The sequence below is a fragment of the Pedobacter endophyticus genome, from assembly GCF_015679185.1.
Lineage (GTDB): Bacteria > Bacteroidota > Bacteroidia > Sphingobacteriales > Sphingobacteriaceae > Pedobacter > Pedobacter endophyticus.
The window spans coordinates 1,255,679-1,282,489 of record NZ_CP064939.1; the positions used below are offsets into that span (position 1 = coordinate 1,255,679).

General features: G+C 38.0%; 15 protein-coding genes and 1 CRISPR repeat array. Of the genes, 10 read left to right on the forward strand and 5 right to left on the reverse strand.

The features are described from left to right. Nucleotides 1–32: 32 nt before the first annotated feature. From IZT61_RS05035 to IZT61_RS05045, 3 genes are all read left to right on the forward strand, one after another. Nucleotides 33–725, forward strand: a complete 693-nt coding sequence (locus tag IZT61_RS05035; RefSeq protein WP_196100096.1) for a DUF4397 domain-containing protein — start codon at nt 33–35, stop codon at nt 723–725. Between the two features lie 117 nt (nt 726–842). Further along, nucleotides 843–1,427 carry an RNA polymerase sigma factor gene (locus tag IZT61_RS05040; protein ID WP_230383860.1) on the forward strand — a complete coding sequence of 195 codons (585 nt, stop codon included), beginning with the start codon at nt 843–845 and terminating at the stop codon, nt 1,425–1,427. Then, nucleotides 1,420–2,703, forward strand: a complete 1,284-nt coding sequence (locus IZT61_RS05045) for a hypothetical protein (protein ID WP_196100097.1) — start codon at nt 1,420–1,422, stop codon at nt 2,701–2,703. Before IZT61_RS05040 ends, IZT61_RS05045 begins: the two co-directional genes overlap by 8 nt. A 132-nt stretch (nt 2,704–2,835) precedes the next feature. On the opposite strand, the gene IZT61_RS05050 is transcribed toward IZT61_RS05045, so the two are convergent. The 3 genes from IZT61_RS05050 to IZT61_RS05060 form a co-directional block, all read right to left on the reverse strand. After that, a complete protein-coding gene (locus IZT61_RS05050; RefSeq protein ID WP_196100098.1) occupies nt 2,836–3,342 on the reverse strand; it encodes an FKBP-type peptidyl-prolyl cis-trans isomerase in 507 nt (168 codons plus the stop codon). Between the two features lie 413 nt (nt 3,343–3,755). Further along, nucleotides 3,756–4,211 carry a hypothetical protein gene (locus tag IZT61_RS05055; RefSeq protein WP_196100099.1) on the reverse strand — a complete coding sequence of 152 codons (456 nt, stop codon included), beginning with the start codon at nt 4,209–4,211 and terminating at the stop codon, nt 3,756–3,758. Between the two features lie 190 nt (nt 4,212–4,401). Next, nucleotides 4,402–6,423, reverse strand: coding sequence for a thioredoxin domain-containing protein (locus IZT61_RS05060; RefSeq protein ID WP_196100100.1), 2,022 nt, complete (start codon nt 6,421–6,423; stop codon nt 4,402–4,404). Between the two features lie 132 nt (nt 6,424–6,555). On the opposite strand from IZT61_RS05060, the gene IZT61_RS05065 reads away from it, so the two are divergent. Next, entirely contained in the window at nt 6,556–7,653 is a 1,098-nt protein-coding gene (locus IZT61_RS05065; protein ID WP_196100101.1) for a mandelate racemase/muconate lactonizing enzyme family protein, read from the forward strand. A gap of 87 nt (nt 7,654–7,740) precedes the next feature. Here IZT61_RS05065 and IZT61_RS05070 read toward each other — a convergent pair whose 3' ends face one another. Continuing rightward, entirely contained in the window at nt 7,741–8,607 is an 867-nt protein-coding gene (locus tag IZT61_RS05070; protein ID WP_196100102.1) for a glycoside hydrolase family 25 protein, read from the reverse strand. A gap of 221 nt (nt 8,608–8,828) precedes the next feature. Between IZT61_RS05070 and cas9 the strand changes: the two genes are divergently transcribed. From cas9 to cas2, 3 genes are read left to right on the forward strand one after another with little or no spacing between them, the layout of a single operon-like run. After that, nucleotides 8,829–13,355 (forward strand): type II CRISPR RNA-guided endonuclease Cas9, encoded by a 4,527-nt coding sequence (gene cas9 / locus IZT61_RS05075; protein ID WP_196100103.1) that lies wholly within the window; start codon nt 8,829–8,831, stop codon nt 13,353–13,355. A gap of 3 nt (nt 13,356–13,358) precedes the next feature. Next, nucleotides 13,359–14,387: a type II CRISPR-associated endonuclease Cas1 gene (gene cas1, locus IZT61_RS05080; RefSeq protein ID WP_196100104.1), complete on the forward strand. Its 1,029-nt coding sequence runs from the start codon at nt 13,359–13,361 to the stop codon at nt 14,385–14,387. Nucleotides 14,388–14,390: 3 nt separating this feature from the next. After that, entirely contained in the window at nt 14,391–14,720 is a 330-nt protein-coding gene (gene cas2 / locus IZT61_RS05085; RefSeq protein ID WP_196100105.1) for a CRISPR-associated endonuclease Cas2, read from the forward strand. Between the two features lie 123 nt (nt 14,721–14,843). After that, nucleotides 14,844–22,103: a CRISPR direct-repeat array (repeat unit 46 nt; unit sequence GTTGTGTTAAATATCAGTAAATCAAAGAATGAAAGCAAATCACAAC). Nucleotides 22,104–22,137: 34 nt separating this feature from the next. Here cas2 and IZT61_RS05095 read toward each other — a convergent pair. Continuing rightward, entirely contained in the window at nt 22,138–22,749 is a 612-nt protein-coding gene (locus IZT61_RS05095; protein WP_196100107.1) for an NUDIX hydrolase, read from the reverse strand. Here IZT61_RS05095 and pyrE point away from each other — a divergent pair. From pyrE to clpB, 3 genes are all read left to right on the forward strand, one after another. Then, nucleotides 22,748–23,401, forward strand: coding sequence for an orotate phosphoribosyltransferase (gene pyrE, locus IZT61_RS05100; protein WP_230383861.1), 654 nt, complete (start codon nt 22,748–22,750; stop codon nt 23,399–23,401). The genes IZT61_RS05095 and pyrE overlap by 2 nt on opposite strands. A 33-nt stretch (nt 23,402–23,434) precedes the next feature. After that, nucleotides 23,435–23,833 (forward strand): SRPBCC family protein, encoded by a 399-nt coding sequence (locus tag IZT61_RS05105; RefSeq protein WP_196100108.1) that lies wholly within the window; start codon nt 23,435–23,437, stop codon nt 23,831–23,833. Nucleotides 23,834–24,095: 262 nt separating this feature from the next. Further along, nucleotides 24,096–26,696, forward strand: a complete 2,601-nt coding sequence (clpB, locus tag IZT61_RS05110) for an ATP-dependent chaperone ClpB (protein WP_196100109.1) — start codon at nt 24,096–24,098, stop codon at nt 26,694–26,696. Nucleotides 26,697–26,811 lie beyond the last annotated feature (115 nt).

Below are 26,811 nucleotides of genomic sequence, written 5' to 3' on the forward strand. Positions count from 1 at the left end.
ATTAACCAATTGTATAATTGAATTAACTACACATGAAATTTAAAAATTATCTCAGCACCAGCACCAAAATTTTCTTCTCTCTATTAGCACTAACTTTAACAATATCAGCCTGTAAAAAAGATTTTAACGACGACCCCATCGAGGCGGCGGGAATCGGTTTTGTGCATGCATCGCCCGGCACCGGACCGCTTGATTTTATTGTTGACAACCAAAAAGGTGGAACTTTTACCTACACGAAAGACCTGGGTTATTACTCGGCCTACCCAGGAACGCGTTTACTGGGGGTTGCGAAAAAAGATTCGTTAAAATATTTAACCAACTTAAACGCGACTTTAAAACCAGGCATTTTCTATTCGGTTTTTGTTGTAGACACGTTGAAATCGACCAAGCTTTTGGTTGTTGAAGACGATTTAAAAGCGCCGGAAACTGATAAGGCAAAGGTACGTTTCATTAACCTGAGCCCGGGCTCGGCGGCTTATGACTTGGGCGTAACCGGAACTGCAGCCCCGTTGTTTACTGCAAAGGCATTTAAAGAATTTACTCCTTTTATTAATATTGCACCGAACGATAATTACTCTTTCGAGCTGAAACAAAGCGGAACGGTTAAGGTAACCCTGCCAGCAATCAAAATTGAAAAGGGAAAAATTTATACCATCTGGGCGAAAGGCTTAACAAGCGCAACAGACAGCACCGCACTTGGGCTTTCTGTTCTATCGAACAATTAAAATGCTTTTCTACCTGTGAAAATGAAAATGACACCATCCAAAGTTTGGGTGGTGTTATTTTCTTAAATTTGTAACAATTAACATATGACAAACCTTTATTAAACAGTCCTTTACAGGGTGATCAAAAAAATACTCAGTTTTGAGGAAATTTTAAAAGGCTGTGTTAAAAACGACAATGGCTGTAAAGAAATGATGTACAAATCATTTTATGGCTATTTAATGGGCATTATTTTAAGGTACGTTAAAAATACATCGGATAGCGAGGAGCTCGTTAATGATACATTTATCAAGATTTTTAAGCATGTAGGCAACTTTAAACCGCCGAAGCACCCTGAAGAGCTGCATAAAACTTTTAAGGGTTGGATTGCCCAAATTGCTTCGAGAACGGCAATAGATAAGATTAGAAGTTCGAAAACGCAGTTTTACGTGGATGATTTGACGGAAAACGAGCATCCGGTAACGGCCGTATCTGTTGCCTCCGACCTGCATGTTAATGATATCTTAAATCTACTCAATCACTTACCAGATACACAAAGATTGGTTTTTAACTTATACGAAATAGAGGGTTTCGCCCACGAGGAGATTTCGAAAATGCTTGGCATTCCTGAAAGTTCCAGCCGGGTTTACCTTACACGATCTAAAAATAAATTGCGCACGCTTTACTTAAATACCACGGTTAATTCATACAAAAAGAATGGATAAGGAATTAATTGAGCATATAACCACCAAACTCCAAAACCACGAAGAACCTTATTCTCCGGGTTCATGGGAGCGCTTTGCTAAAAAAGAGGAGAAGCGCAAACGTCCTTTTTACTGGCCTTTGTGGGCGGCCGCAGCCATCATACTGATTTGCGGAAGTGTATTTTTGATTTTAAATGGCGATAAGAAAGAAAATGTACTCGTAAAGAACAGGCCGCAAATTGAAAATAAAAAACGCAGCATTGAAGATTCTGATGGGACATCGCAAAGTGCAGCGGATGGTGATTTGGCTAGCTCAAAAAATAACGGCATAGTTTTGGGAAAAAATAAATCAGGGATTTACGAGAATTTATCAGAAACCAATACTATTGAGCAACAGCCTCTTAGTGGCTTAACCGCCCGATTAAAAAATGACCAATTGGATTTAGAAGCTCAAAATCTCCTTTCAAGCAACTTAACGAAGATCGATATATCGTCAGCCATGTTTAAGAACTTCGAAATTGTAACAGCAAAGAAAAAAGTTGAGTCTTCAAAAAAGCGCACATTTGAAGATTTGTTAGCGCAGGATAGTAAGAACGATCAATATAAAAAGAACAGTAAAGCCGTAGAAAATTCTAAATGGCAGCCGGGTGTTTATGTTGCTCCATCAATGGGTAACGATAATAAGGTAAACATGAATTATGGTTTTTCACTTTCGTACAACGTGGCGGATAAGCTTTCTATCAATTCGGGCATTGCATATAGTGCCTTAAGCAGTACTTCGTTACCCAATGCTGGTGGATCGCCGTCATCGGCAGTGGCCGATGCGCCTGCATCATCGTCAATTGTATATTCGAATGTGCCTCAATCAACCGCTAAAAGTTTAGAATCGGTGAGCGCTAACGTTAATGGAATCAGTATTCCGCTCGAAATCAGGTACAGTTTTAGCAATAAGTTTTATTCGAGTGTTGGTGTTTCAGCCTTGGCCGTTTTAAACAGCAAGCAGCAAAACAATTATGTTTTAAATCAGTTCGAAAACAGGTCTGTTACGAACGATATGGGTGTGGCAGAGCAGCGAACACTTGTTGTGGAAAAGAAAGCTACGGAAACAATACCGGAATCGGCCGCCGATCCGGATAAGTATATTGGATTTTACAATTTTTCATTGGGTTATAAACAAAAGATCTCAAAAAAGAACAGCATGTCGGTGGAGCCTTTTTTAAGGTTGCCGATGAAGACATTTTCTAAAGAGAATTTAAACCTAACGAACGGCGGATTGAGACTAAAGATTGATTTCTAAGCGGTTTTTGTACACCTCGAATATAAAAAGTCTTCATACTACACACACATCTTTGGAACGAAAAAGAGCCCGGTTTAACCAGGCTCTTTATATTATTGATGAAAGATTTTAATTCTTGATAATGGGAATGGCTTAGTGGCCTGAATGTCCGTCAGCTCCATGTGCGTGGCCATGGGCCAACTCATCTTGAGTGGCTTCACGAACGTTTAAAATTACGCCGCTGAATACTAAATTTTTACCGGCCATTGGGTGGTTTAAATCTACAGCTACCGTTTCATCGTGAACTGCTGTTACGCCAGCCCGGAATTGGTTACCATTGTTATCTTGTAAAGGAATAACATCGCCAACATTTGGCACATCGCCGCCAGCGTCAGTAAACATCGATTTTGGAAGATCGGCAAAAGCTCCGGGATCAATTTCTCCGTAACCATCACCTGCTGATAATTCGAAGCCATATTCGTCGCCAGTTTTTAAACCAGCCAAATGCTCTTCAAATTTAGGTAACATCATGCCTACGCCATATAAAAATACTAAAGGATTTTGCTCATCAGCTTTTTCTACAAAAACTTGTTGTCCTTCTTCGTTAGTAGTGTGCAATTCATAAGTTAATGCAACTACTGAGTTTGGTGAAATATTCATTCAGATTGTTTTATTGTAAATACTCTGATGCTTCCTCAACAGCTTTAACTGGCAAATGGCACCTTATTTTGGCAATATCTTCAATTTTGATTTTACGCTCTGGCGCAAAGATAGCCTAATTATTAGTTTAACAAAAAAACTACCTAATTGTTGGGAGAAATGACACAAAGTTGGATCTGCCTCTAAGAAAGGTATAAAACAACGCCAAGGATCTGATTTGCTCAAATATGAGGTTCTATTGAACCACTTTCGATGCCTCGTCAGGAGATGGGACAGTTTCATTCATAATAACGACGAGATAACGAGTACACGAAATATAGTGTTTTTATAGGGTCATTTATACGAGTTTGTAGTTCTTAATTTAACTTACTGTGGGGTTTAAGTAAACGCCAACTCTAAAAGCTTAAATGACATTATTTTAGGTTCAAAACTTCATTTCTAAGCAAAACAACATCTTCTTCATTTTCCTTAAGTGATATTAAGTGAATATAATGATCAACTTCATCATTAATAATGATTAGCTGGTTGATATAATCACTATTGTTTTGTTTATCGAACATCGCTGAGAATAATTTGCTTCGATATTCCTGAGGGCTCATACTTTGTTTCCTTGCTCTAATAATTTCGGCATGATCGCAATAACAGTATAAAACAACATTGTTCTCTACAAGGAATTCTTTGAGAATTGACGCAAATTGACTAAGCGTTGAACCGTTATTGATACCAACATTGTTTTCAACCGATATAAGTACATCTACCACATCAGCTTTTACGCTTTGTGGAATATGTTCTTTGCCAATAAATTCGAACTGAATAAGATAATTATGTCCCTCTTTTGTTGTTAAAGGAATAATCTTTTTTTTACCCATTAAAACTATTTTTTTGTTCCGAAATATTTTTCACGTTCAGCGTCCAGTTGCTTCAATTTAGCCTCTTTATCTGATTGCAATTTCTTAACAAAAGTTATGAGCTTTACAGATGGTTTCTCGATATGTAATGTCTTAATTGTCATTATAGTTACAAATGTAGAGTTATTTATTTAACTATACAAGGGGATACCTAATTTGTCAATTGCAATGCCTCTTCAACCGTACTTACAGGCAACTGGCATACTTTATTTCGGCAAACATAAATCTTCGTTTCATTGCCTTGCTTACCTTCCAGAAGTGGCAACTTACTGTTTGCGCCGCCCAAAACAATTTTGTTTGGAAGATAATACTTACTCAGCTCCATTTTAACCAGATCTACTTCCATTCCCGTTATCGCAATCTCATTTGTTCCGTAAACTTCGTTAAGCAATAAGTTGGCCCAGTTAGAATAGGCCGAGCCATAGCCTTTTATTTTTGGATGCACTGCTGCGAGCATCTGCTCGGCTTTTTCCGTATAGGCTTCGTTATCAAAAAGCAAACCCAATTTTTTCAGGTTTGAGGCCATTGTAGAGTTTGAGGCAGGAATTACGTTGTCCATAATTTCGTGCTTACGGGCAATTAAATCTTCGCTTTTTGCGGAGGTATAAAAAAACATCGGAGAATTTACATCCGTAAAGTTTTCGATTACCGAATCGGTTAATTCTTTGGCCTGATCGAGCCAGCTTTCGTCGAAATCGTATTCGTATAGCGCAATTAAAGCTTCGATGAAGAATGCGTAGTCATCAAGGAATGCGGTGATCGATGCTTTTTTGTTTTTATAATTTCGGTACAAAACACCCGTTTCAGATTTCAGTGTCGTTAAAATAAATCGAGCTGCTGTTGATGCTTTTTCATAATAAACGTCATGATTTAAAACCTGGGCTGCATCTGTAAGTGCTTTGATCATCATTCCGTTCCAGGCGGTTAAGCACTTATCATCAAGGCCCGGCCTTACCCTGATGCTCCTTACAGCAAGCAATTTACTTTTTGCTGTTTGCACCTTGTTATAAAGTGTTTCTGCATCAATTCCGTATTGGGCAATTAAATCATCATCTGCTATCGTTTTCCGAAGAATGTTGGTTTGCTCCTCTTCCCAATTTCCTTCTTCGGTAATGTTGTAATAAGCGCCGATTATCTCTGCATCTTCCCCCAAAACTTCATCGAATTCCGTTTTGTCCCAAACATAAAATTTACCTTCTACCCCTTCGCTGTCCGCATCCAAAGCAGAATAGAACAATCCCTCGGCCGAGGTCATCTCTCTTAACACCCAATCGATGCTTTCAACCGCTGTTCGTTTAAACGAATCAAATTTGGTGCACTGATAGGCTTCGATGTATAAACTAATGAGCTGAGCATTATCGTAAAGCATTTTCTCGAAATGTGGCACATGCCATTTGTCATCAACGGAATACCGGGCAAAGCCCCCGCCAATCTGATCGTAAATTCCGCCACGGCTCATTTCTTCTAAAGTGTGGCAAACCGCCGTAAAAACGGATTCGTCATCACTTAAAAAGCCATAACGGAGCAAAAACACCCAGTTGTTTGGCAACGGAAATTTGGGCGCACGGTTATAACCTCCAAAAGCAATATCAAAATGATGTTTCCACGGCGTTACAATCTCATCCAAATGCTCCTGAGTATAATCCGTTGTTTCAACCGCCGGAACAATACTTTCGCTTTCTCTTATGCCTGCAGTAAGCCTATCGGCATATTCAACAGCCTTTTGGGGTTCCTGCGACCAAAGACCGGCTACATTTTCTAATATGTTTATCCAATCATTTTTTCGAAAATAAGTTCCTCCGTAAATGGGTCGCTGATCGGGCAGACAAATGCAATTTAACGGCCAGCCACCGCTCCCGGTCATTAACTGAATTGCATACATATAAATCTGATCGATATCAGGCCGTTCTTCTCGGTCTACCTTAATACAGATGTAATGCTTGTTCATTACTTCGGCAACTTCGTAATTTTCAAAACATTCCCGCTCCATAACATGGCACCAGTGGCAAGCCGAATAACCAATGCTTACCAAGATCAGTTTGTTTTCTGCCTTTGCTTTCTCAAGTGCTGTTGGTCCCCACTCGTACCAATGTACGGGGTTATAGGCATGCTGAAGTAAGTACGGCGAAGAGGCATTAATTAAACTGTTCGGCTCAGAATGGGTATGTGGCATGTTCATTTTATTAGAAGTGAATTTGTAAAGCTATTAATTATCTACAACCTGTTCAGTTTTAGTTTTGTTTTTATACTTTAGAGATCAAAATCTAAATGGAGCCAACAAAAATGATTTATTCAATTTGATAAAATGAAAATTACACATACCGAGATTTACCGCTTTAGCATTCCGATGGAACCTTTTGTAATTGCCACGGGGACCATGCATTTCGCACAAAATGTTTTAATACGAATTCATACTGACGCAGGTATCCACGGAATTGGCGAATGCTCTGCCTTTCCGATGATTGTTGGCGAAACGCAAGAAACATGTATTGCAATGGCGAAAGATTTCGCTGCGATATTGAAAGGCAAAGATCCACTTGAAATTCCTGGGCGCATGAACGATTTGCTTGGCTATGCCGACCACAACAACACGATTAAAAGCGCTTTCGACATGGCCTTATTCGATATTTCTGCAAAACACGCAGGATTGCCGCTTTACAAGTTTTTAGGCGGCGCAAAACGAACCATTGAAACGGACATGACAATCGGTATCGACTCTCCGGAGGGAATGGCGAAAACGGCTTTGAAGTATAAAAGTCAGGGTTGCCGGATTATAAAAATTAAGCTGGGCAAAAAAATTCACGATGATATTGACCGTGTAAAATCTATCCGTGAAGCTGTTGGCGAAGAAATGATCCTCCGTTTAGATGCCAACCAAGGCTGGAGCTTTGATGATGCCTTATTTGCTTTGGGAGAATTAGAGAAATATAACATTGAATTTTGCGAACAACCGATGCGTACCTGGTACGATGATAAGCTGCCTGAGCTGAATGTAAACTCGCCGATAAGCTTAATGGCCGATGAAAGCTGCTACAACCACCACGACGCCCGCAAGCTGATTAACAGCCAATCGACCACTTACTTAAATATCAAGTTTTCGAAATCGGGTGGAATTCTGGAAGCCCAAAAAATTCATGAGGAAGCGCTAAAAAGAGGTGTGAAATGCATGATTGGCAGTATGCTCGAAAGCAGAATTGCCTTAAGTGCCAACCTTCATTTTGCACTGGCCAGCCCGAATGTTGAGTTCTTTGACTTAGATACGGCTCTACTTGGACATTTGGTAGATCCGGTAGTTGGCGGCCTAACGTATAACGGCTATTTTCTTGATGTTCCGGAAGAAAACGGCATTGGCGCCGAACCGGATGAATTTTTCTTGGAGAAATGTGAAAGCTGGACGGTTTAGTCCATTGGTTCATTGGTCATTGGTTTATTAGTTTGGGCGCCTACCCCAGTTTACTAATGACTAGTGAACTGATGAACCTTGAATGAACTACTTTACAAGCATTTCAGCCAGCGATGTACTATCGCCATTAAAGGCATTAAAATCTACAACGTGGCCGATCCCGTTAATTTTTGCCTTATCAGAATGTTGCCAAAACTGCCATTTGCTCTTATCCAATCGCAACTTTGGTTGATAATAATGCGCAATCCATAATGGATATTCGTCTAATTTACCCTCAAGATTATCCTCGTAAAACTTTAGTCCGGTGTAAATGATTGGCCGAACCTTGGTTTTCATTTCAACATAGGTAAGGAAATCAGAAAGTTCAAGCCGCATCCTTAACGGCGAAACACCATCTAAAGTTTCAATATCTACCACGGGCGGTAAATCGCCTTTCTCGATGTTTACCACCTGCAAAAAGAATTTCGCTTGTGCCTTGCCGCTTTTTTTTGGCCTAAAGAAGTGATAAGCACCGCAAACAATACCTGCCTTGGGCGCTTCCCGCCAGTTGCGCTGAAAATACGGATCGACCTGTAAAAGTCCTTCGGTAGCCTTAATGAAAGCGAAACTGACCTTTACCTCGTCTTCTTTCATGGCTTTTACCTTTGGCCAGTCTATTTTTCCTTGATAATAAGAGACGTCGATACCGTGAACGGAAAATTTCTTCGGAATTTTAATGTTGAAGCTTTCGTAAGTGCGGTAGTTGGGGTCTTGTCCCCAATCTTTAATCCACCGCCAGGTGGCCACAAATCCATTTAATACATAGCCGTAATAGAGCGGAGAAAGCAGAATGAGCAGCAAGCCTGCAATGGCAACTTTCCATTGCATTGGAAAAGGCTTGGGCTTCTTTTTGCGTGGATTAGTTTTTCGGGTTACGGGCTTTTTTACAGCGGGATTTCTTTTCGTTGGCGGCATGATTATTCTAATGCTGCAAAGTTGGGGAAATTAAGGAGAAATAAAAATGCCCCGCAGATAGGCGAGGCGCTAAATGTTTTCACAACGGAATAATCCTTATTGTGATTTGCTTTCTTTCAATACCAAAGATAGAATTTATTTCGATACATGAGATACGGGAAACCATAATTGGATAAACTTATTTTTTGTTAGCTTTAAAAAACCGCTTAAAACAAACTATTATGAAAAATATTTTAGGTCTCGACCTCGGCACCAATTCCATTGGCTGGGCGCTTATTCAGCAAGATTTCGAAAAAAAACAAGGTACAATCCTTGGAATGGGTAGTCGGATTATTCCCATGTCGCAAGATATTTTAGGCGATTTCGGAAAAGGAAATTCCGTATCTCAAACAGCTGAACGAACCAGCTATAGAGGTGTGAGGCGCTTGCGGGAACGATTTTTGTTGAGGCGAGAACGATTGCACCGCGTACTCAATATACTTAGCTTTCTACCGCAACACTATGCTGCGCAAATCGACTTCGAGAAGCGCTTAGGAAAATTTATAGATGAAAAAGAACCCAAGCTTGCCTATAGAACAGAATGGAATGAAGCGAAAGAAAAGGCGGAACATCATTTTATTTTTAAAAACGCTTTTGAAGAAATGTTAGCTGATTTTCAGCAACACCAGCCTCATGTTTTAATTAACAAGGACGGAGACGCAGCTTTAGTGCCCTACGACTGGACTATTTATTATTTACGAAAGAAAGCGCTTACTAAAAAAATAAACAAGGAAGAACTGGCTTGGATTCTACTCAACTTTAATCAGAAACGCGGTTATTACCAGTTACGTGGCGAGGAAGAGGAAGAAAATCCCAACAAATTAATTGAGTTCCATTCGTTAAACGTTGTTGATGTTATTGCTGACGAACCGCAAAGAGGTAAAGCAGATATTTGGTACTCATTGGTTTTGGAGAATGGTTGGGTATATCGTCGGTCAAGCAAAACCCCATTGTTCGATTGGAAAGATAAAATTCACGATTTTATAGTTACAACAGATCTCAACGACGATGGCTCTGTAAAAACCGACAAAGAGGGAAATGAGAAACGAAGTTTTCGGGCTCCGGGAGAGAGTGATTGGACATTACTTAAAAAAAAGACGGAGCGGGAAATCGAGAAATCCGAAAAAACAGTAGGTACTTTCATATACGATACCTTACTTCAAGATCACAAACAAAAAATTAAGGGCAAATTGGTACGTACCATTGAACGCAAATTCTACAAAGATGAATTGGGTCAAATCATTCAGAAACAAAAGGAATTTCATACCGAATTGGAAAACGACGATTTGTACAACGATTGCGTACGTGAGCTTTACCGAAACAACGAAGCTCATCTGCTCCAGCTGAGTCAGAAAAACTTCACCCACCTTTTCATCAACGACATTATTTTCTATCAGCGGCCGCTTCGTAGTCAAAAGTCCTCTATTGGAAATTGTGGGTTAGAATACCGAACTTACAGGGATAACGAGGGCGTTGAACATAGGCAATATTTAAAGACCATCCCCAAGTCTAATCCCTATTATCAGGAATTTCGGGTTTGGCAATGGCTGTATAATCTTAAAATTTATCGCAAAGATGACGATACGGATGTAACAGATAAATTGATTGGCACTACGAAGGACTTGGAGCAGCTTTTTGATTTTTTGATGGACCGAAGAGAGATAGATCAAAAAATTTTGATGAAGTATTTATTTTCCTCTTCTGATTTGAAAGGAAAAGCACTGACTACAGAGATAAATCAATACCGCTGGAACTATGTATATGATGCTGAAAAAGATGTGTCAAAATCATATCCATGCAATGAAACTCGTGGTTTAATAAGCAGTCGGTTTGAAAAGGTAGACGGTGCTTCAGACAGCTTTTTAACCAAAGAAATTGAGCAACAGCTTTGGCACCTGATTTATTCCGTTACCGACAAAACAGAATACGAAAAAGCGCTACGATCATTCGCTTCAAAGCACGCTTTGGACAAGGATTCATTTGTGGAGGCCTTCAAAAAGTTTCCGCCATTCAAAAGCGAATATGGTTCTTTTTCGGAAAAAGCACTCAAAAAACTGCTTCCTTTAATGAGGCTGGGAAAGCATTGGGACGAAAAGCTCATCATTGCAAATAGCACAGCCTATTGGAATAATATTAGCAAGATACTGGAACGATTAGACAAAAAATCGAAATCTATTACCGAAAAAGATAAGGAAGATTGGAATAAAACCATCAATACAAATCTAGAAGCTGAATTAAGCGCTTTTTTAGATGGTGAAGTACAGGCATTTCAAGGGTTGCGCCTTCATATCGCCCAATACCTTGTTTATGGCCGCCACGCTGAAGCGGCTGACACCAAAAGGTGGAACACTGTAAACGACTTGGAGAAATTTTTGGAAGAGTTTAAACAACACTCGCTTCGCAATCCTATTGTAGAGCAGGTCGTTACCGAAACGCTTCGGGTTGTAAAAGACATTTGGAAAAAATATGGCAATGGGATTAGAAATTTCTTCACTGAGATTCATGTTGAATTAGGACGAGAAATGAAAAATACGGCTGATAAGCGCAAGCAGTTGACGAATAGAATTTCTGAAAATGAGAATACCAATTTACGCATTAAGGCCATGCTTATAGAAATGACGAATGATGACTCCGTATTCAACGTTCGCCCCTACTCCCCTATGCAGCAGGATATTTTAAAAGTATATGAAGAAGGCGTACTTAACTCAGCGATTGAAATTGATGATGAAATACTGAAAATCAGCAAAATGGCACAACCTTCTTCCTCGGATTTGAAAAGATATAAGCTTTGGCTGGAGCAAAAGTACCGTTCTCCTTACACCGGTGAAATTATTCCGCTAAATAAATTGTTTACGCCAGAGTACGAAATAGAACATATTATTCCTCAAAGCCGTTATTTTGACGACAGCCTAAGCAATAAAGTGATTTGCGAAGCGGCGGTGAATAAGTTAAAGGACAATCAGATGGGCTTGGCTTTTATCAAAAAATTTCCAGGCGAAATAGTACCGTTAGGAATGGGTAAATCGGTAAAGATTTTTAACGAAAACGCTTATGTAGATTTTGTAAAACACCATTATGCTAAAAATAGGGGAAAACGCAATAAGCTTCTACTCGAAGAAATTCCGGAGGCAATGATAGAGCGGCAATTAAATGATACACGTTACATCAGTAAGTATATTTCAGGTCTGTTATCTAGCCTCGTTCGTGCCGAAGAAAACGACGAAGGTCCAAATTCGAAGTACGTTATTCCCGGTAATGGTAAAATAACTGGTGAGTTAAAACAAGATTGGGGCCTAAATGACATATGGAACGACTTGATTTTACCTCGTTTTGAGCGTTTCAATCAATTAACAGGAGAAACTCATTTTACAGCTTGGAACGAAAACCATCATAAGTACTTGCCTACGGTTCCGTTAGCGTTGTATAAAGGTTTTTCTAAAAAGAGAATCGACCACCGTCACCACGCCTTAGATGCGCTGGTAATTGCCTGTGCTACAAGGGAACATGTGAACCTCCTTAATAATAAACACGCCAAATCGAAAAACGAGCGTCACGATTTGAAACGAAATTTAATGCAGTTTGAAAGAACGGTGTATAAACATCCGCAAACTGGAGAAAGAATTGAAAGAGATGTAGCTAAAGCGTTTGAAGTGCCTTGGAATAGCTTTAAAGAGGATGCCCGAAATGCTTTGAAAAAAATCGTCATCAGTTTTAAACAAAATCTCCGTGTAATTAATAAGGCTACCAATTATTACGAAAGTTTTAAGGATGAGGCTGGGAACTTGCGTGTTGACAAAGACGGCAAGGCTCAAAAAAGCTTTATAGAGCAGCAAAGTACCAACTGGGCAATTCGTAAAGCAATGCATAAAGAAACCGTATATGGAAAGGTTGATTTGCCACGAATCAAAGTTCCCAAAGGAAAAATTTTGACAGCTACACGAAAGTCGTTAGATAGTTCGTTTAACCTTAAATCTATTGAAAATATCACGGATACAGGGATTCAAAAGATATTGAGGAACTATCTGGTCAGCAAGGATGGTGATTCTGAATTAGCGTTTTCTCCCGAGGGTGTAGAAGATTTGAATAAAAATATTCAACAATATAATGATGGTAAGGCACACCAGCCTATTTACAAAGTAAGGGTATTTGAGGTAGGAAGCAAGTTTCCTTTGGGAGAAAAAGGAAACAAGAGAGCAAAGTATGTTGAGGCCGCCAAAGGCACTAATTTATTTTTTGCCGTTTATTGGGATGAAGACAAACAAAAGCGAAATTATGACACCATTCCACTCAACGAGGTCATTGAGCATCAAAAATGGCGAGCAACGTTGTCCAATGAAGAACGAAAAGACACGCCAATGATTCCGATAGATACTGAAAATGGGAAATTTCTGTTTAGTCTATCTCCTAACGATCTAGTCTACGTTCCCACCGAAGAGGAAAAGGATAGTATCGAACAGCTTGATTTTTCGAGTTTGAATACTGAGCAGATCACACGCATTTATAAAATGGTCAGTAGTACAGGAAGCGAGTGCCATTTTATCCAGTCAACAATCGCCTCTTTAATTAAAAGCTATGATGCAAAAAGCAAAGTTGGTGAAATGGGAAGCTTGAACAAATTGGAGATAACCATTGATACGAATCCGATTCGGATTAAAGAAACCTGTATCAAACTAAAAGTAGATCGTTTGGGCAATATCTCAAAGGCTTAACTAATGATTAAAAGAACGCTTCATTTCAGTAACCCTGCCTATTTAAGTTTGCATCAAAACCAGCTTGCTATCGATTTACCTCATTTAAAATCATTAGGAGAAAAGGAATCCAAAAAATCAATTCCGATTGAAGATATTGGGATAATCATATTGGATAATCAACAGATAACGATTACACACGGTTGCATTGCTGCATTGTTAGATAATAACGCTGCAATTATAACTTGCAACCAGAGCCGTCATCCCACTGGAATGATGCTCCCGATTGATGGGCATAATACCCAAAGTGAAAGGTTTCGTTATCAAATTGATGCTTCGCAACCACTTAAAAAACAATTATGGCAGCAAACCGTTCAAGCGAAAATATTAAATCAGGCTGCTGTTCTTTTTAATCGAAATATTGCTTGCGAAAATATGGTGTATTGGGCAAAGTCTGTTCGTTCTGGAGACCCAGATAATTATGAAGGAAGAGCCGCAGCGTATTATTGGAAAAATGTTTTCCCGAAAAAGCTCGATTTCTTCCGCGGTCGTGAGGGAGATCCTCCAAATAATTTACTCAACTACGGTTATGCCATTTTAAGAGCTATTGTCGCCCGTGGTTTAGTTTGCTCGGGCTTACTCCCTACCCTTGGCATCCACCATCGAAATAAATATAATGCCTATTGCCTCGCGGATGATATTATGGAGCCTTATCGCCCCTATGTTGATGAAATTGTACTGGGAATTATAGATAGAGGAGAAAACTTTCTAGAACTTGGAACATCGATTAAAACGCAACTTTTAGGTATTGCAACGGTGGATGTACAGTTTGAAAAGAGTACAAGCCCGCTCATGGTTGGCTTGCAAAGCACCACTTCTTCTCTTGCAAAATGTTATGAGGGAACAATTCGCCGAATTACCTATCCTATAATGACGAATTTTGATAACAAGCGAGGTTCCACTTATAAAGACAAAGAAGTTTTAAAGTCGATCCTCATAAATGAAATTACGGAATCTGGATTTACAAAACCTGAGGATGAATTACCCTTTTAGTTGATGCGCTTAAATGAATATCGAATTTTGTGGATACTAGTTTTCTTCGATTTACCTACCGAAACCAAAAAGGAACGAAGTGTTGCTGCTAAATTTCGTAAAGAGGTTTTAAGGGATGGGTTTGCGATGTTCCAATTTTCAATTTATTTAAGGCATTGCAGCAGCAGAGAAAATGCTGACGTGCACATAAAAAGAGTAAAAAAACTATTACCCGAAAAAGGTCATGTGGGGATCATGACTGTTACTGACAAGCAATTCGGGATGATGGAATTATTTTATGGAAAGAAGGAAAAAGAATTGCCTGATACGCCTCAACAGCTTGAATTATTTTAAATAAAGGCTTATTACAATTCAATAAATAATTAGAAAAAAAATCCTGATGTTGATTCATCAGGATTTTTTTAATTCTAAATCTTTGATTAATGAACTGATATTTAACTAATTGACTTATGGTATGTTGTGTTAAATATCAGTAAATCAAAGAATGAAAGCAAATCACAACTCTCCACCGCCGCTGCGTATTCTTTGCCGGGTTGTGTTAAATATCAGTAAATCAAAGAATGAAAGCAAATCACAACAGCTTTCAATCTCTGAATCTTTTTCAGATAGTTGTGTTAAATATCAGTAAATCAAAGAATGAAAGCAAATCACAACCATACTCACCCCCGCCGGCATCGCCTCCTTGTTGTGTTAAATATCAGTAAATCAAAGAATGAAAGCAAATCACAACGTAGCAAGTTACGCCCAAAAATCTTACAAGGTTGTGTTAAATATCAGTAAATCAAAGAATGAAAGCAAATCACAACTCAACATGGTGGCGCTCAAAAAAGACTGTAGTTGTGTTAAATATCAGTAAATCAAAGAATGAAAGCAAATCACAACTTAGCTATTGCCATAGTTTTTAAATGTTTTGTTGTGTTAAATATCAGTAAATCAAAGAATGAAAGCAAATCACAACAATCTTTATGAACAGAATCCAATCCATTCTGTTGTGTTAAATATCAGTAAATCAAAGAATGAAAGCAAATCACAACCTTCTACAACTCAAATTGGCACTGTTACAAGTTGTGTTAAATATCAGTAAATCAAAGAATGAAAGCAAATCACAACTGCGAGCGCTCCAGCTGGCAGAGCAGCGTTGTTGTGTTAAATATCAGTAAATCAAAGAATGAAAGCAAATCACAACTGGGTATCGCCCACCTTTACACCGATTTCAGTTGTGTTAAATATCAGTAAATCAAAGAATGAAAGCAAATCACAACGGCGTGTCGCCTTTCTTAAACCTGACATATGTTGTGTTAAATATCAGTAAATCAAAGAATGAAAGCAAATCACAACGGGGCGTGTTTTTCGCTTCTAATGCTTTATGTTGTGTTAAATATCAGTAAATCAAAGAATGAAAGCAAATCACAACATTGTTCAACCCAAAAGGCACGGTTTAAAAGTTGTGTTAAATATCAGTAAATCAAAGAATGAAAGCAAATCACAACTTAAGGGGCGGAAAGGTCCCGCCCCTGGTTAGTTGTGTTAAATATCAGTAAATCAAAGAATGAAAGCAAATCACAACCCGGGGATAACGCAAAAATTAACGACAACGTTGTGTTAAATATCAGTAAATCAAAGAATGAAAGCAAATCACAACCCAGGCCCAGGGGCGTTAAACCCAGCGGCGGTTGTGTTAAATATCAGTAAATCAAAGAATGAAAGCAAATCACAACCAGGATTTAAAAATCGAAAAAGGTAATAAGTTGTGTTAAATATCAGTAAATCAAAGAATGAAAGCAAATCACAACGGTTAACATTAGCCTTTGTTACAACGTTTAGTTGTGTTAAATATCAGTAAATCAAAGAATGAAAGCAAATCACAACTGGTGTAATCCTGTGGTTTGATCTTCAACGTTGTGTTAAATATCAGTAAATCAAAGAATGAAAGCAAATCACAACACGTTCCTGAAACTTCTTTAGCCCAGGCAGTTGTGTTAAATATCAGTAAATCAAAGAATGAAAGCAAATCACAACGGTTGATAGTAAATTAATTATGGTAACAAAGTTGTGTTAAATATCAGTAAATCAAAGAATGAAAGCAAATCACAACATTTAATAGCAGCGATTAGGCGTTGATATCGTTGTGTTAAATATCAGTAAATCAAAGAATGAAAGCAAATCACAACTAGTTCCTACTGGAAAGATTGATGACGCGGGTTGTGTTAAATATCAGTAAATCAAAGAATGAAAGCAAATCACAACAGAAGCAAGGTGTATCTGTATGTACCTGATGTTGTGTTAAATATCAGTAAATCAAAGAATGAAAGCAAATCACAACTATTAGCCGAGGCTGAAACGGCTGAAAGAAAGTTGTGTTAAATATCAGTAAATCAAAGAATGAAAGCAAATCACAACACTAAGGGATAAATGTTGTTTAAAAGCTATGTTGTGTTAAATATCAGTAAATCAAAGAATGAAAGCAAATCACAACAATTTTTAGGCAATGAACGTCGTACTCTTTGTTGTGTTAAATATCAGTAAATCAAAGAATGAAAGCAAATCACAACTTCTTTAAATTCCGGTAGGTTCAACTTCATGTTGTGTTAAATATCAGTAAATCAAAGAATGAAAGCAAATCACAACTACCAGTTAAGCGAACTTTATTTACGGATTGTTGTGTTAAATATCAGTAAATCAAAGAATGAAAGCAAATCACAACTTGGATAGGCTTTTGCGCCAGCCTTTTTTGTTGTGTTAAATATCAGTAAATCAAAGAATGAAAGCAAATCACAACGTAAAGCCTCATTAATATTTTGAGTGTCGAGTTGTGTTAAATATCAGTAAATCAAAGAATGAAAGCAAATCACAACGCGCCAGGCCATTTTAGCAGGCATGAGCGCGTTGTGTTAAATATCAGTAAATCAAAGAATGAAAGCAAATCACAACTGGCGGCTGGGACAACACATTCGCTTACCTGTTGTGTTAAATATCAGTAAATCAAAGAATGAAAGCAAATCACAACAGAAGCTGTTTAGTGCAACCCCCTAGCCCCGTTGTGTTAAATATCAGTAAATCAAAGAATGAAAGCAAATCACAACTAGATGTCGTTCAGCTTAATCTCGTTGGCGGTTGTGTTAAATATCAGTAAATCAAAGAATGAAAGCAAATCACAACGGGGCCAAGGTTAAATCGGGGTATTCGGACGTTGTGTTAAATATCAGTAAATCAAAGAATGAAAGCAAATCACAACTCATCAGGTTTAAAGCCTTATCAAATTCATGTTGTGTTAAATATCAGTAAATCAAAGAATGAAAGCAAATCACAACTAAGCTTGTTTTGATAAAATATTTTTTGTTGTTGTGTTAAATATCAGTAAATCAAAGAATGAAAGCAAATCACAACGAAACTCGGCGCTGGTATTGATTAAAAGTTGTTGTGTTAAATATCAGTAAATCAAAGAATGAAAGCAAATCACAACCGCTATCAGTTTCTTAAAGCTGCCAACGCTGTTGTGTTAAATATCAGTAAATCAAAGAATGAAAGCAAATCACAACAAGCGGGTAAAAGTGGGCTGAGCGATGTTAGTTGTGTTAAATATCAGTAAATCAAAGAATGAAAGCAAATCACAACGAAAGCGAAGCGGGCGAACGACTTTTAGTGTTGTGTTAAATATCAGTAAATCAAAGAATGAAAGCAAATCACAACGATAACCAACGAAACTAGCCCATATAGTTTGTTGTGTTAAATATCAGTAAATCAAAGAATGAAAGCAAATCACAACGATGCCCTGTTAAACGCTACAACTATATCGTTGTGTTAAATATCAGTAAATCAAAGAATGAAAGCAAATCACAACTCAACACTCGCAACGGTTGTTGATCCTGCGTTGTGTTAAATATCAGTAAATCAAAGAATGAAAGCAAATCACAACAAAGGTGGTGCGAGGGTTTGATCGATTATGGTTGTGTTAAATATCAGTAAATCAAAGAATGAAAGCAAATCACAACTGAAGATTATTTATCTTATACTAATGCTTAGTTGTGTTAAATATCAGTAAATCAAAGAATGAAAGCAAATCACAACTATTATTTGGTGGCGCCATTCGTGGTGGTAGTTGTGTTAAATATCAGTAAATCAAAGAATGAAAGCAAATCACAACGAACCGTAATAACTTATCATATCCTTTTCCGTTGTGTTAAATATCAGTAAATCAAAGAATGAAAGCAAATCACAACAGAAAATGCCAATTTTGAATTAGAAGAATTGTTGTGTTAAATATCAGTAAATCAAAGAATGAAAGCAAATCACAACAAAAGGGAAATTCACATTTCCAAGTACGGAGGTTGTGTTAAATATCAGTAAATCAAAGAATGAAAGCAAATCACAACCTGTTGATAAAAATTGTTTTATCCCTATATGTTGTGTTAAATATCAGTAAATCAAAGAATGAAAGCAAATCACAACTAAAGTCTCCAACTAAAAATGTTCCAACAGGTTGTGTTAAATATCAGTAAATCAAAGAATGAAAGCAAATCACAACTAGCCGATGCTTGATGTTTGACTACCTGCTGTTGTGTTAAATATCAGTAAATCAAAGAATGAAAGCAAATCACAACAATAAACGGTTTTTTCGTCTATCTCAATATGTTGTGTTAAATATCAGTAAATCAAAGAATGAAAGCAAATCACAACCACATTCTGGGCATTCCATACTCGCATCATGTTGTGTTAAATATCAGTAAATCAAAGAATGAAAGCAAATCACAACCCTCCATGATAACATGCTTTAATTTGGTCAGTTGTGTTAAATATCAGTAAATCAAAGAATGAAAGCAAATCACAACTGTCCATTACCAAAGTAATAGTGTCATAGGGTTGTGTTAAATATCAGTAAATCAAAGAATGAAAGCAAATCACAACGCCGCGCTGGGTATTTTTGGGGTTCAATCTGTTGTGTTAAATATCAGTAAATCAAAGAATGAAAGCAAATCACAACGGCTGGTCCCAGGTACCAAAGCATCAATATGTTGTGTTAAATATCAGTAAATCAAAGAATGAAAGCAAATCACAACATTCGACGTTTGTTAACAACTGGTCGTTTTGTTGTGTTAAATATCAGTAAATCAAAGAATGAAAGCAAATCACAACAATCCAACGACCTGTTGTTACATTAGCTACGTTGTGTTAAATATCAGTAAATCAAAGAATGAAAGCAAATCACAACAGTTAATTCCGGTAAGATTAACATTACTATGTTGTGTTAAATATCAGTAAATCAAAGAATGAAAGCAAATCACAACGTCCTGAGTAGCTTTATTCGCCTTCTGTTGGTTGTGTTAAATATCAGTAAATCAAAGAATGAAAGCAAATCACAACTAATTTCAGAAGATGGTGTTGAAATTTTTGGTTGTGTTAAATATCAGTAAATCAAAGAATGAAAGCAAATCACAACGTTGTTTATTGACAAATTCAACTAGCCTTCGTTGTGTTAAATATCAGTAAATCAAAGAATGAAAGCAAATCACAACTATAACAAAAACAAAAATAAAAAGACATGGTTGTGTTAAATATCAGTAAATCAAAGAATGAAAGCAAATCACAACGGTAATCGATTAATTTGAATGGCAAGTTAGGTTGTGTTAAATATCAGTAAATCAAAGAATGAAAGCAAATCACAACCCAGGAGCGCAAAGCGTATTTAAGCTCATCGTTGTGTTAAATATCAGTAAATCAAAGAATGAAAGCAAATCACAACTCCCAAACTGGAAATGTTACCATCCCGGTCTGTTGTGTTAAATATCAGTAAATCAAAGAATGAAAGCAAATCACAACACTTCGGCATCTATTGGTAGCGGTTTATATGTTGTGTTAAATATCAGTAAATCAAAGAATGAAAGCAAATCACAACAACCTCGTAGCTGAATATATCGAGAAGAAGGTTGTGTTAAATATCAGTAAATCAAAGAATGAAAGCAAATCACAACAAGTAAAGGTTTTAGAAACCAAGCGTAAATGTTGTGTTAAATATCAGTAAATCAAAGAATGAAAGCAAATCACAACGTATCGAGGTAGATGAAAACGGTTTACATGGTTGTATTAAATATCAGTAAATCAAAGAATGAAAGCAAATCACAACCCAGTGGAGACAGCTCCTCATTCCTGAGTGGTTGTGTTAAATATCAGTAAATCAAAGAATGAAAGCAAATCACAACACTCAGCTTCGTTTTGCTTATTGAATTTGGTTGTGTTAAATATCAGTAAATCAAAGAATGAAAGCAAATCACAACTAGTGTTTGCTATTAAAGGATAAGCGTAATGTTGTGTTAAATATCAGTAAATCAAAGAATGAAAGCAAATCACAACCACGATTACCGGACATGCTAAAACTACTGCGTTGTGTTAAATATCAGTAAATCAAAGAATGAAAGCAAATCACAACCTCTTTTCTCTATAGGTTTTAATGCCCAAGGTTGTGTTAAATATCAGTAAATCAAAGAATGAAAGCAAATCACAACGCTGTTACGACCTCCAGTTATGACTACGGTGTTGTGTTAAATATCAGTAAATCAAAGAATGAAAGCAAATCACAACAAGAGATTCGGCTTAAATTATTAATTTACTGTTGTGTTAAATATCAGTAAATCAAAGAATGAAAGCAAATCACAACCAGTGCTGCATAAAAGATGAAGCTGCATAAGTTGTGTTAAATATCAGTAAATCAAAGAATGAAAGCAAATCACAACCAATACCTAATTGACCGCCGATGGTAGCGAGTTGTGTTAAATATCAGTAAATCAAAGAATGAAAGCAAATCACAACACCTGGTATATTCAGGATGGCAAAGAATCAGTTGTGTTAAATATCAGTAAATCAAAGAATGAAAGCAAATCACAACTCCAACTCGGACGATATGTTATTTCGAAATGTTGTGTTAAATATCAGTAAATCAAAGAATGAAAGCAAATCACAACATCCTCCTCAAAGCCTTTTCAACAGCCACGGTTGTTGTAAATATCAGTAGTTCAAAGATTGAAAGCAAATCACAACAGACATCACTTATGAATTTAACATGCCGGGTTGTTGTAAATATCAGTAGTTCAAAGATTGAAAGCAAATCACAACTAAAGCTGAACTTTTTCCCGCATCCCAGTAGTTGTTGTGAATATCAGTAGTTCAAAGATTGAAAGCAAATCACAACAAAGATAAGATAACTGCCTTATTAGCAAAAAGTTGTTGTAAATATCAGTAGTTCAAAGATTGAAAGCAAATCACAACAGAAAGATAATCTTGCTATTCGTGAAGAATGTTGTTGTAAATATCAGTAGTTCAAAGATTGAAAGCAAATCACAACTGAAACAGCAAAAACTATGAAGCCTATTGCGTTGTTGTAAATATCAGTAGTTCAAAGATTGAAAGCAAATCACAACACGCTTGTATTTCGGTGTCGTTTAAACCGCGTTGTTGTAAATATCAGTAGTTCAAAGATTGAAAGCAAATCACAACATGCAGGTGGTTTAACAGTATCGGGTAATCGTTGTTGTAAATATCAGTAAAGCAATACTTGAAAGCAAATCACAACCCGTATTTACTCATGTCATGCCTAAGTTCGGTTGTTGTAAATATCAGTAGTTCAAAGATTGAAAGCAAATCACAACGGGATGCCTTTACTACTTGGATAGCACGCTGTTGTTGTAAATATCAATAGTTCAAAGATTGAAAGCAAATCATAACAAAAAAGATGAAAGCCAGAAAGTTAACCACTTCATTACAAAACCCCGCCAGCCCTCAACACATCCATAATTGATGGAAACGTATTTTTTACGACCGGACCAACATGGTCTTTATCTAGCCAAACCGCCTGATCGATGCCTTCTTCCTTTTGAGGTATCAAATTCGGTTCGCCCTTAACCTTCATTCTGTACCAATTTGTTTTTTTGATTACCATTTTTGTGCCCATTGGGTAAACGTGGTAGGTTTTACAAAGTTTTTCTTCGCGTTTTGCCACTTTAATGCCGCATTCTTCTTCAACCTCCCGAACGGCTGTTTCTTTCATTTTTTCACCTTCTTCAAGCTTTCCCTTTGGTAAATCCCACTTTTTGTTTCGAAAAATAAAAAGATAATTTCCATTGGCGCTCTCTACCAAACCGCCCGCCGCTTTAATAATTTCGCAGTTCTTTTTCAGCTTTTTAAAAATTTCGCGTGGATTTTTAGTTAAGAAGATGTAACTCTTTTTCGATCCGTTTTTCAGTTTTTTGTAAAATGTGTGTAAATCAAAATCTTGAAATTCAAGCTGTTGAATTTTTTCCTTTTGCTCTGGTAAAACATCTGATATAAACAGGGTGTTATCGTTGATATAAATTCTGTATTTTTGCGCCATGTATAATAAAAGTGATATTGAATTAAAGGTAGCTGAATTTTTATTACAAATAAAGGCAATTAAATTGCAACCTAATAATCCTTTTACATGGGCGTCTGGTTGGAAATCACCAATTTACTGTGATAACAGGATCACACTTTCTCACCCTCAGGTTAGAACCTACATTCGTCAGAAGTTGGCCCAGGCCATTCAGGAAGAGTTTGGTTCGGTTGACGTTATTGCTGGTGTAGCAACTGCCGGTATTCCTCAAGGTGTTTTGGTGGCGCAAGAGCTCGGTTTACCTTTTATTTATGTGAGAGCGAAAGCAAAAGAACATGGAACGGGAAGCCTGATTGAAGGCGAAGTAGTTGAAGGACAGCGTGTTGTTGTAATTGAAGATTTAATTTCGACAGGAAAAAGCAGCTTACAGGCTGTTGAAGCGCTAAGAGCAGCCGGACTTTCAGTTGCCGGTTTGGCAGCAATTTTTACCTACGGATTTGAAAAAGCCGACGAGAATTTTGCAGCAGCCAAATGCCGTTTCTTAACCCTATCCAGCTATGCCGCTTTGATTGATTATGCCGCTGAACACAGTATTATTGCAAAAAGCGATATGGAATTGCTAGGCAAATGGCGATTAAACCCATCAGCGTGGGGACAAGATAAACTCGATTAACGCATAGTAATAAACACTAACCTAAAAACATACATGACCATTATTGAAAGTGCTGTAGAGATTAATAAACCCGTTGCAGAGGTTTATACTTTTCTTTCAAACATGAATAACCACCAGCAGTTGATGCCCGAAAATATTTATAATTGGGAATCGACAGAAGACGATGCCCGTTTTACCATCCAAAATATGGCGAAACTGGCGATCAAAATCTCCAACCGGGTAGAAAATCAGGAGCTTACTGCAATACCTACAGAAAAGGCGCCTTTTGAGGTAGAACTGAAGTGGACACTTGCAGATAATGGAAACGGAACAACGACCGCAAAACACATTATCTCTGCCGATTTAAATATGATGATGAAAATGTTGGCCTCTGGCCCATTGCAAAAACTCGTCGACCACGAAACGCAGAAGCTTAAAGAAATACTTGGCTAATTCATCATTACTTACCATTACTTGCGAAGAAACCCTTCGCTTTTTTTATGCACTAAAAGTGCTACCGCCGTTTCCTTTGGGCTTATCAATTTAATGTATTTAAGCTTACCTCCTTTTCTACCCCGTGCATCTAATCAGACAAAATTTCATTACAAACCATTAATTATCAGTAATTTAGTCACACAACAACGCTATATACCGACAAAATTTCCGATTAAAAAATCAAATTGGCTGTGGCATTTGTTTTGATTCAAAGCAAAGTATGAACTTCAACAATTTTACGATAAAAGCCCAGGAAGCTGTTCAACAGGCTTCTGAAATAGCCCAGGGCAACCAGCAACAGGCTATTGAAACGGCACACCTGTTAAAAGGTTTGCTCACTGTTGATGAAAATGTGGTTTCTTATGTATTAAAGAAGCTGAACGTAAACTTAAATACATTGAACCATAATTTAGATGCAGAAATTGCCCGTTTCCCGAAAGTGAGCGGCAGCAATGTTTACCTGTCATCAAATACAAATAATGTTTTACAAAAGGCGCAAACATTTTTAAAAGAATTTAAAGATGAATTTGTGTCAGTAGAACATCTGTTATTAGGAATTTTAGCCATTAACGATGCAACGTCGAAATTGTTAAAAGAACAAGGCGTTACCGAGAAAGACTTAAAAAAGGCGATTACAGAATTGCGTGGCGATAACCGGGTTACCGATCAAAATGCTGAGGCAACTTATCAGGCGTTGAGCAAATATGCACGCAATTTAAACGAATACGCTGAAAGTGGTAAGCTCGATCCGGTAATTGGTCGCGATGAAGAAATTAGAAGAGTAATTCAAATTTTATCTCGAAGAACAAAAAACAACCCGATTTTGATTGGTGAACCCGGTGTTGGTAAAACCGCCATTGCTGAGGGCATTGCCTTTAGGATAATTAAGGGCGATGTGCCCGAAAATTTGAAGAGCAAAACCGTGTACTCGTTAGATATGGGTGCGTTAATTGCGGGCGCCAAATATAAAGGTGAGTTCGAAGAGCGCTTAAAGGCTGTAGTTAAAGAGGTTACCCAAAGTGATGGCGATATTGTTTTGTTTATAGATGAGATACACACTTTGGTTGGCGCTGGCGGTGGCGAAGGCGCAATGGATGCGGCTAATATTTTGAAACCCGCACTGGCCCGCGGCGAACTCAGGGCCATTGGAGCCACTACGCTGGATGAGTATCAAAAATATTTGGAAAAAGATAAGGCCCTTGAGCGTCGTTTTCAAAAGGTAATGGTTGAAGAACCAGATACACAAGATGCGATTTCAATTTTACGCGGGTTGAAAGAACGTTATGAAACACACCACAAGGTTCGGATAAAGGATGAGGCCATTATTGCTGCCGTAGAAATGAGCCAGCGCTATATTTCTGATCGTTTCTTGCCCGATAAGGCCATCGATTTAATGGACGAAGCGGCATCGAAATTGCGTATGGAAATGGACAGCGTTCCGGAAAACGTAGATGCACTCGATCGGGAGATTATGCGTCTCGAGATTGAAAGGGAAGCCATTAAACGCGAAAAGGACGAGAAGAAAGTAAACGAACTTACCGAAGAGATTGCTAATTTATCGGCTGAGCGTGATGAGTTAAAAGCGAAGTGGCAAGGTGAAAAAGATTTGGTAGATAGTTTGAACAGGCAAATGGAGCTTATTGAGCAGTACAAATTAGAAGCCGAACAGGCCGAGCGTGCGGGCGATTACGGCAAAGTTGCCGAAATCCGTTACGGAAAAATTAAAGAGGCGCAAGATACTTTCGAAAAATTGAAAACTGATCTCGAAAACCAGCAAACCGATAGCCGTATGCTTAAGGAAGAGGTTACTGCCGATGATATTGCAGGCGTGGTTGGCCGTTGGACAGGCATTCCGGTTACAAAATTAATTGCCAGCGAACGCGAAAAATTGCTGAACCTCGAAGAGGAATTACACAAACGTGTAGCTGGTCAGGATGAGGCAATTGAAGCCATTTCGGATGCCATTCGCCGCTCGAGAGCAGGGTTGCAGGATAAGCGCAAGCCTATCGGGTCGTTCATTTTCCTCGGAACTACCGGGGTTGGTAAAACAGAATTAGCGAAGGCATTGGCAGAATTTCTATTCAACGATGAAAATGCGTTAACGCGTATTGATATGAGCGAATATCAGGAAAGGCATGCGGTTTCTCGCTTAATCGGAGCGCCTCCGGGCTATGTGGGTTATGATGAAGGCGGCCAATTGACAGAGGCGGTTAGGCGTAAACCTTACTCGGTTGTATTGCTTGATGAGATTGAAAAGGCGCATCCGGATGTATTTAATATTTTGTTACAGGTATTGGATGATGGACGTTTGACGGACAACAAGGGAAGAACGGTGAATTTTAAAAACACGATCGTCATCATGACATCGAACATCGGTGCGCATTTAATTCAGGACAATTTTAAGGATTTAAGCGATGAGAACCGCGATGAAGTGATTGCCAAAACCAAAAACGAACTGTTTGAGGTGCTAAAACAAACCATTCGTCCCGAGTTTTTAAACCGGATAGATGAGCTGATTATGTTTACGCCATTAAACCGCAGCGAAATAAGGGATATTGTAGCCTTGCAATTTAGGCAGGTGCAACAAACGCTTGCCGAAATGGGCATTGAAATGGATGCGAGCGACGATGCTTTGGATTGGTTGGCACAATTGGGTTACGACCCGCAGTTTGGCGCCAGACCATTGAAAAGAGTGATCCAGAAAAGAATCTTGAATGAGCTATCGAAAGAGATTTTGGCTGGCAAAGTAGATAAAGACAGCAAAATTAAGCTGGATATGTTCGATCACAAATTCGTGTTCTTGAACCAAAGGCAAGATTAAGCGAAGTGATCAGGAAAAACTCCCGTAGATTAATTTCTACGGGAGTTTTTTTTATATATCATTTCGAGTACCAATCAGGGTAGTCTCCTAAAGAAATGGCGTTTTAGACATTTTG

Excerpts from the sequence above, each read along its gene's own strand:
- IZT61_RS05070 (WP_196100102.1), bottom strand. The coding sequence starts at position 8,607 with ATGCCGCCAACGAAAAGAAATCCCGCTGTAAAAAAGCCCGTAACCCGA.
- IZT61_RS05035 (WP_196100096.1), top strand. The coding sequence starts at position 33 with ATGAAATTTAAAAATTATCTCAGCACCAGCACCAAAATTTTCTTCTCT.
- clpB (WP_196100109.1), top strand. The coding sequence starts at position 24,096 with ATGAACTTCAACAATTTTACGATAAAAGCCCAGGAAGCTGTTCAACAG.
- IZT61_RS05065 (WP_196100101.1), top strand. The coding sequence starts at position 6,556 with ATGAAAATTACACATACCGAGATTTACCGCTTTAGCATTCCGATGGAA.
- IZT61_RS05050 (WP_196100098.1), bottom strand. The coding sequence starts at position 3,342 with ATGAATATTTCACCAAACTCAGTAGTTGCATTAACTTATGAATTGCAC.
- IZT61_RS05060 (WP_196100100.1), bottom strand. The coding sequence starts at position 6,423 with ATGCCACATACCCATTCTGAGCCGAACAGTTTAATTAATGCCTCTTCG.
- cas2 (WP_196100105.1), top strand. The coding sequence starts at position 14,391 with ATGCGCTTAAATGAATATCGAATTTTGTGGATACTAGTTTTCTTCGAT.
- IZT61_RS05105 (WP_196100108.1), top strand. The coding sequence starts at position 23,435 with ATGACCATTATTGAAAGTGCTGTAGAGATTAATAAACCCGTTGCAGAG.
- IZT61_RS05095 (WP_196100107.1), bottom strand. The coding sequence starts at position 22,749 with ATGGCGCAAAAATACAGAATTTATATCAACGATAACACCCTGTTTATA.
- cas1 (WP_196100104.1), top strand. The coding sequence starts at position 13,359 with ATGATTAAAAGAACGCTTCATTTCAGTAACCCTGCCTATTTAAGTTTG.
- cas9 (WP_196100103.1), top strand. The coding sequence starts at position 8,829 with ATGAAAAATATTTTAGGTCTCGACCTCGGCACCAATTCCATTGGCTGG.
- IZT61_RS05045 (WP_196100097.1), top strand. The coding sequence starts at position 1,420 with ATGGATAAGGAATTAATTGAGCATATAACCACCAAACTCCAAAACCAC.
- IZT61_RS05055 (WP_196100099.1), bottom strand. The coding sequence starts at position 4,211 with ATGGGTAAAAAAAAGATTATTCCTTTAACAACAAAAGAGGGACATAAT.
- pyrE (WP_230383861.1), top strand. The coding sequence starts at position 22,748 with ATGTATAATAAAAGTGATATTGAATTAAAGGTAGCTGAATTTTTATTA.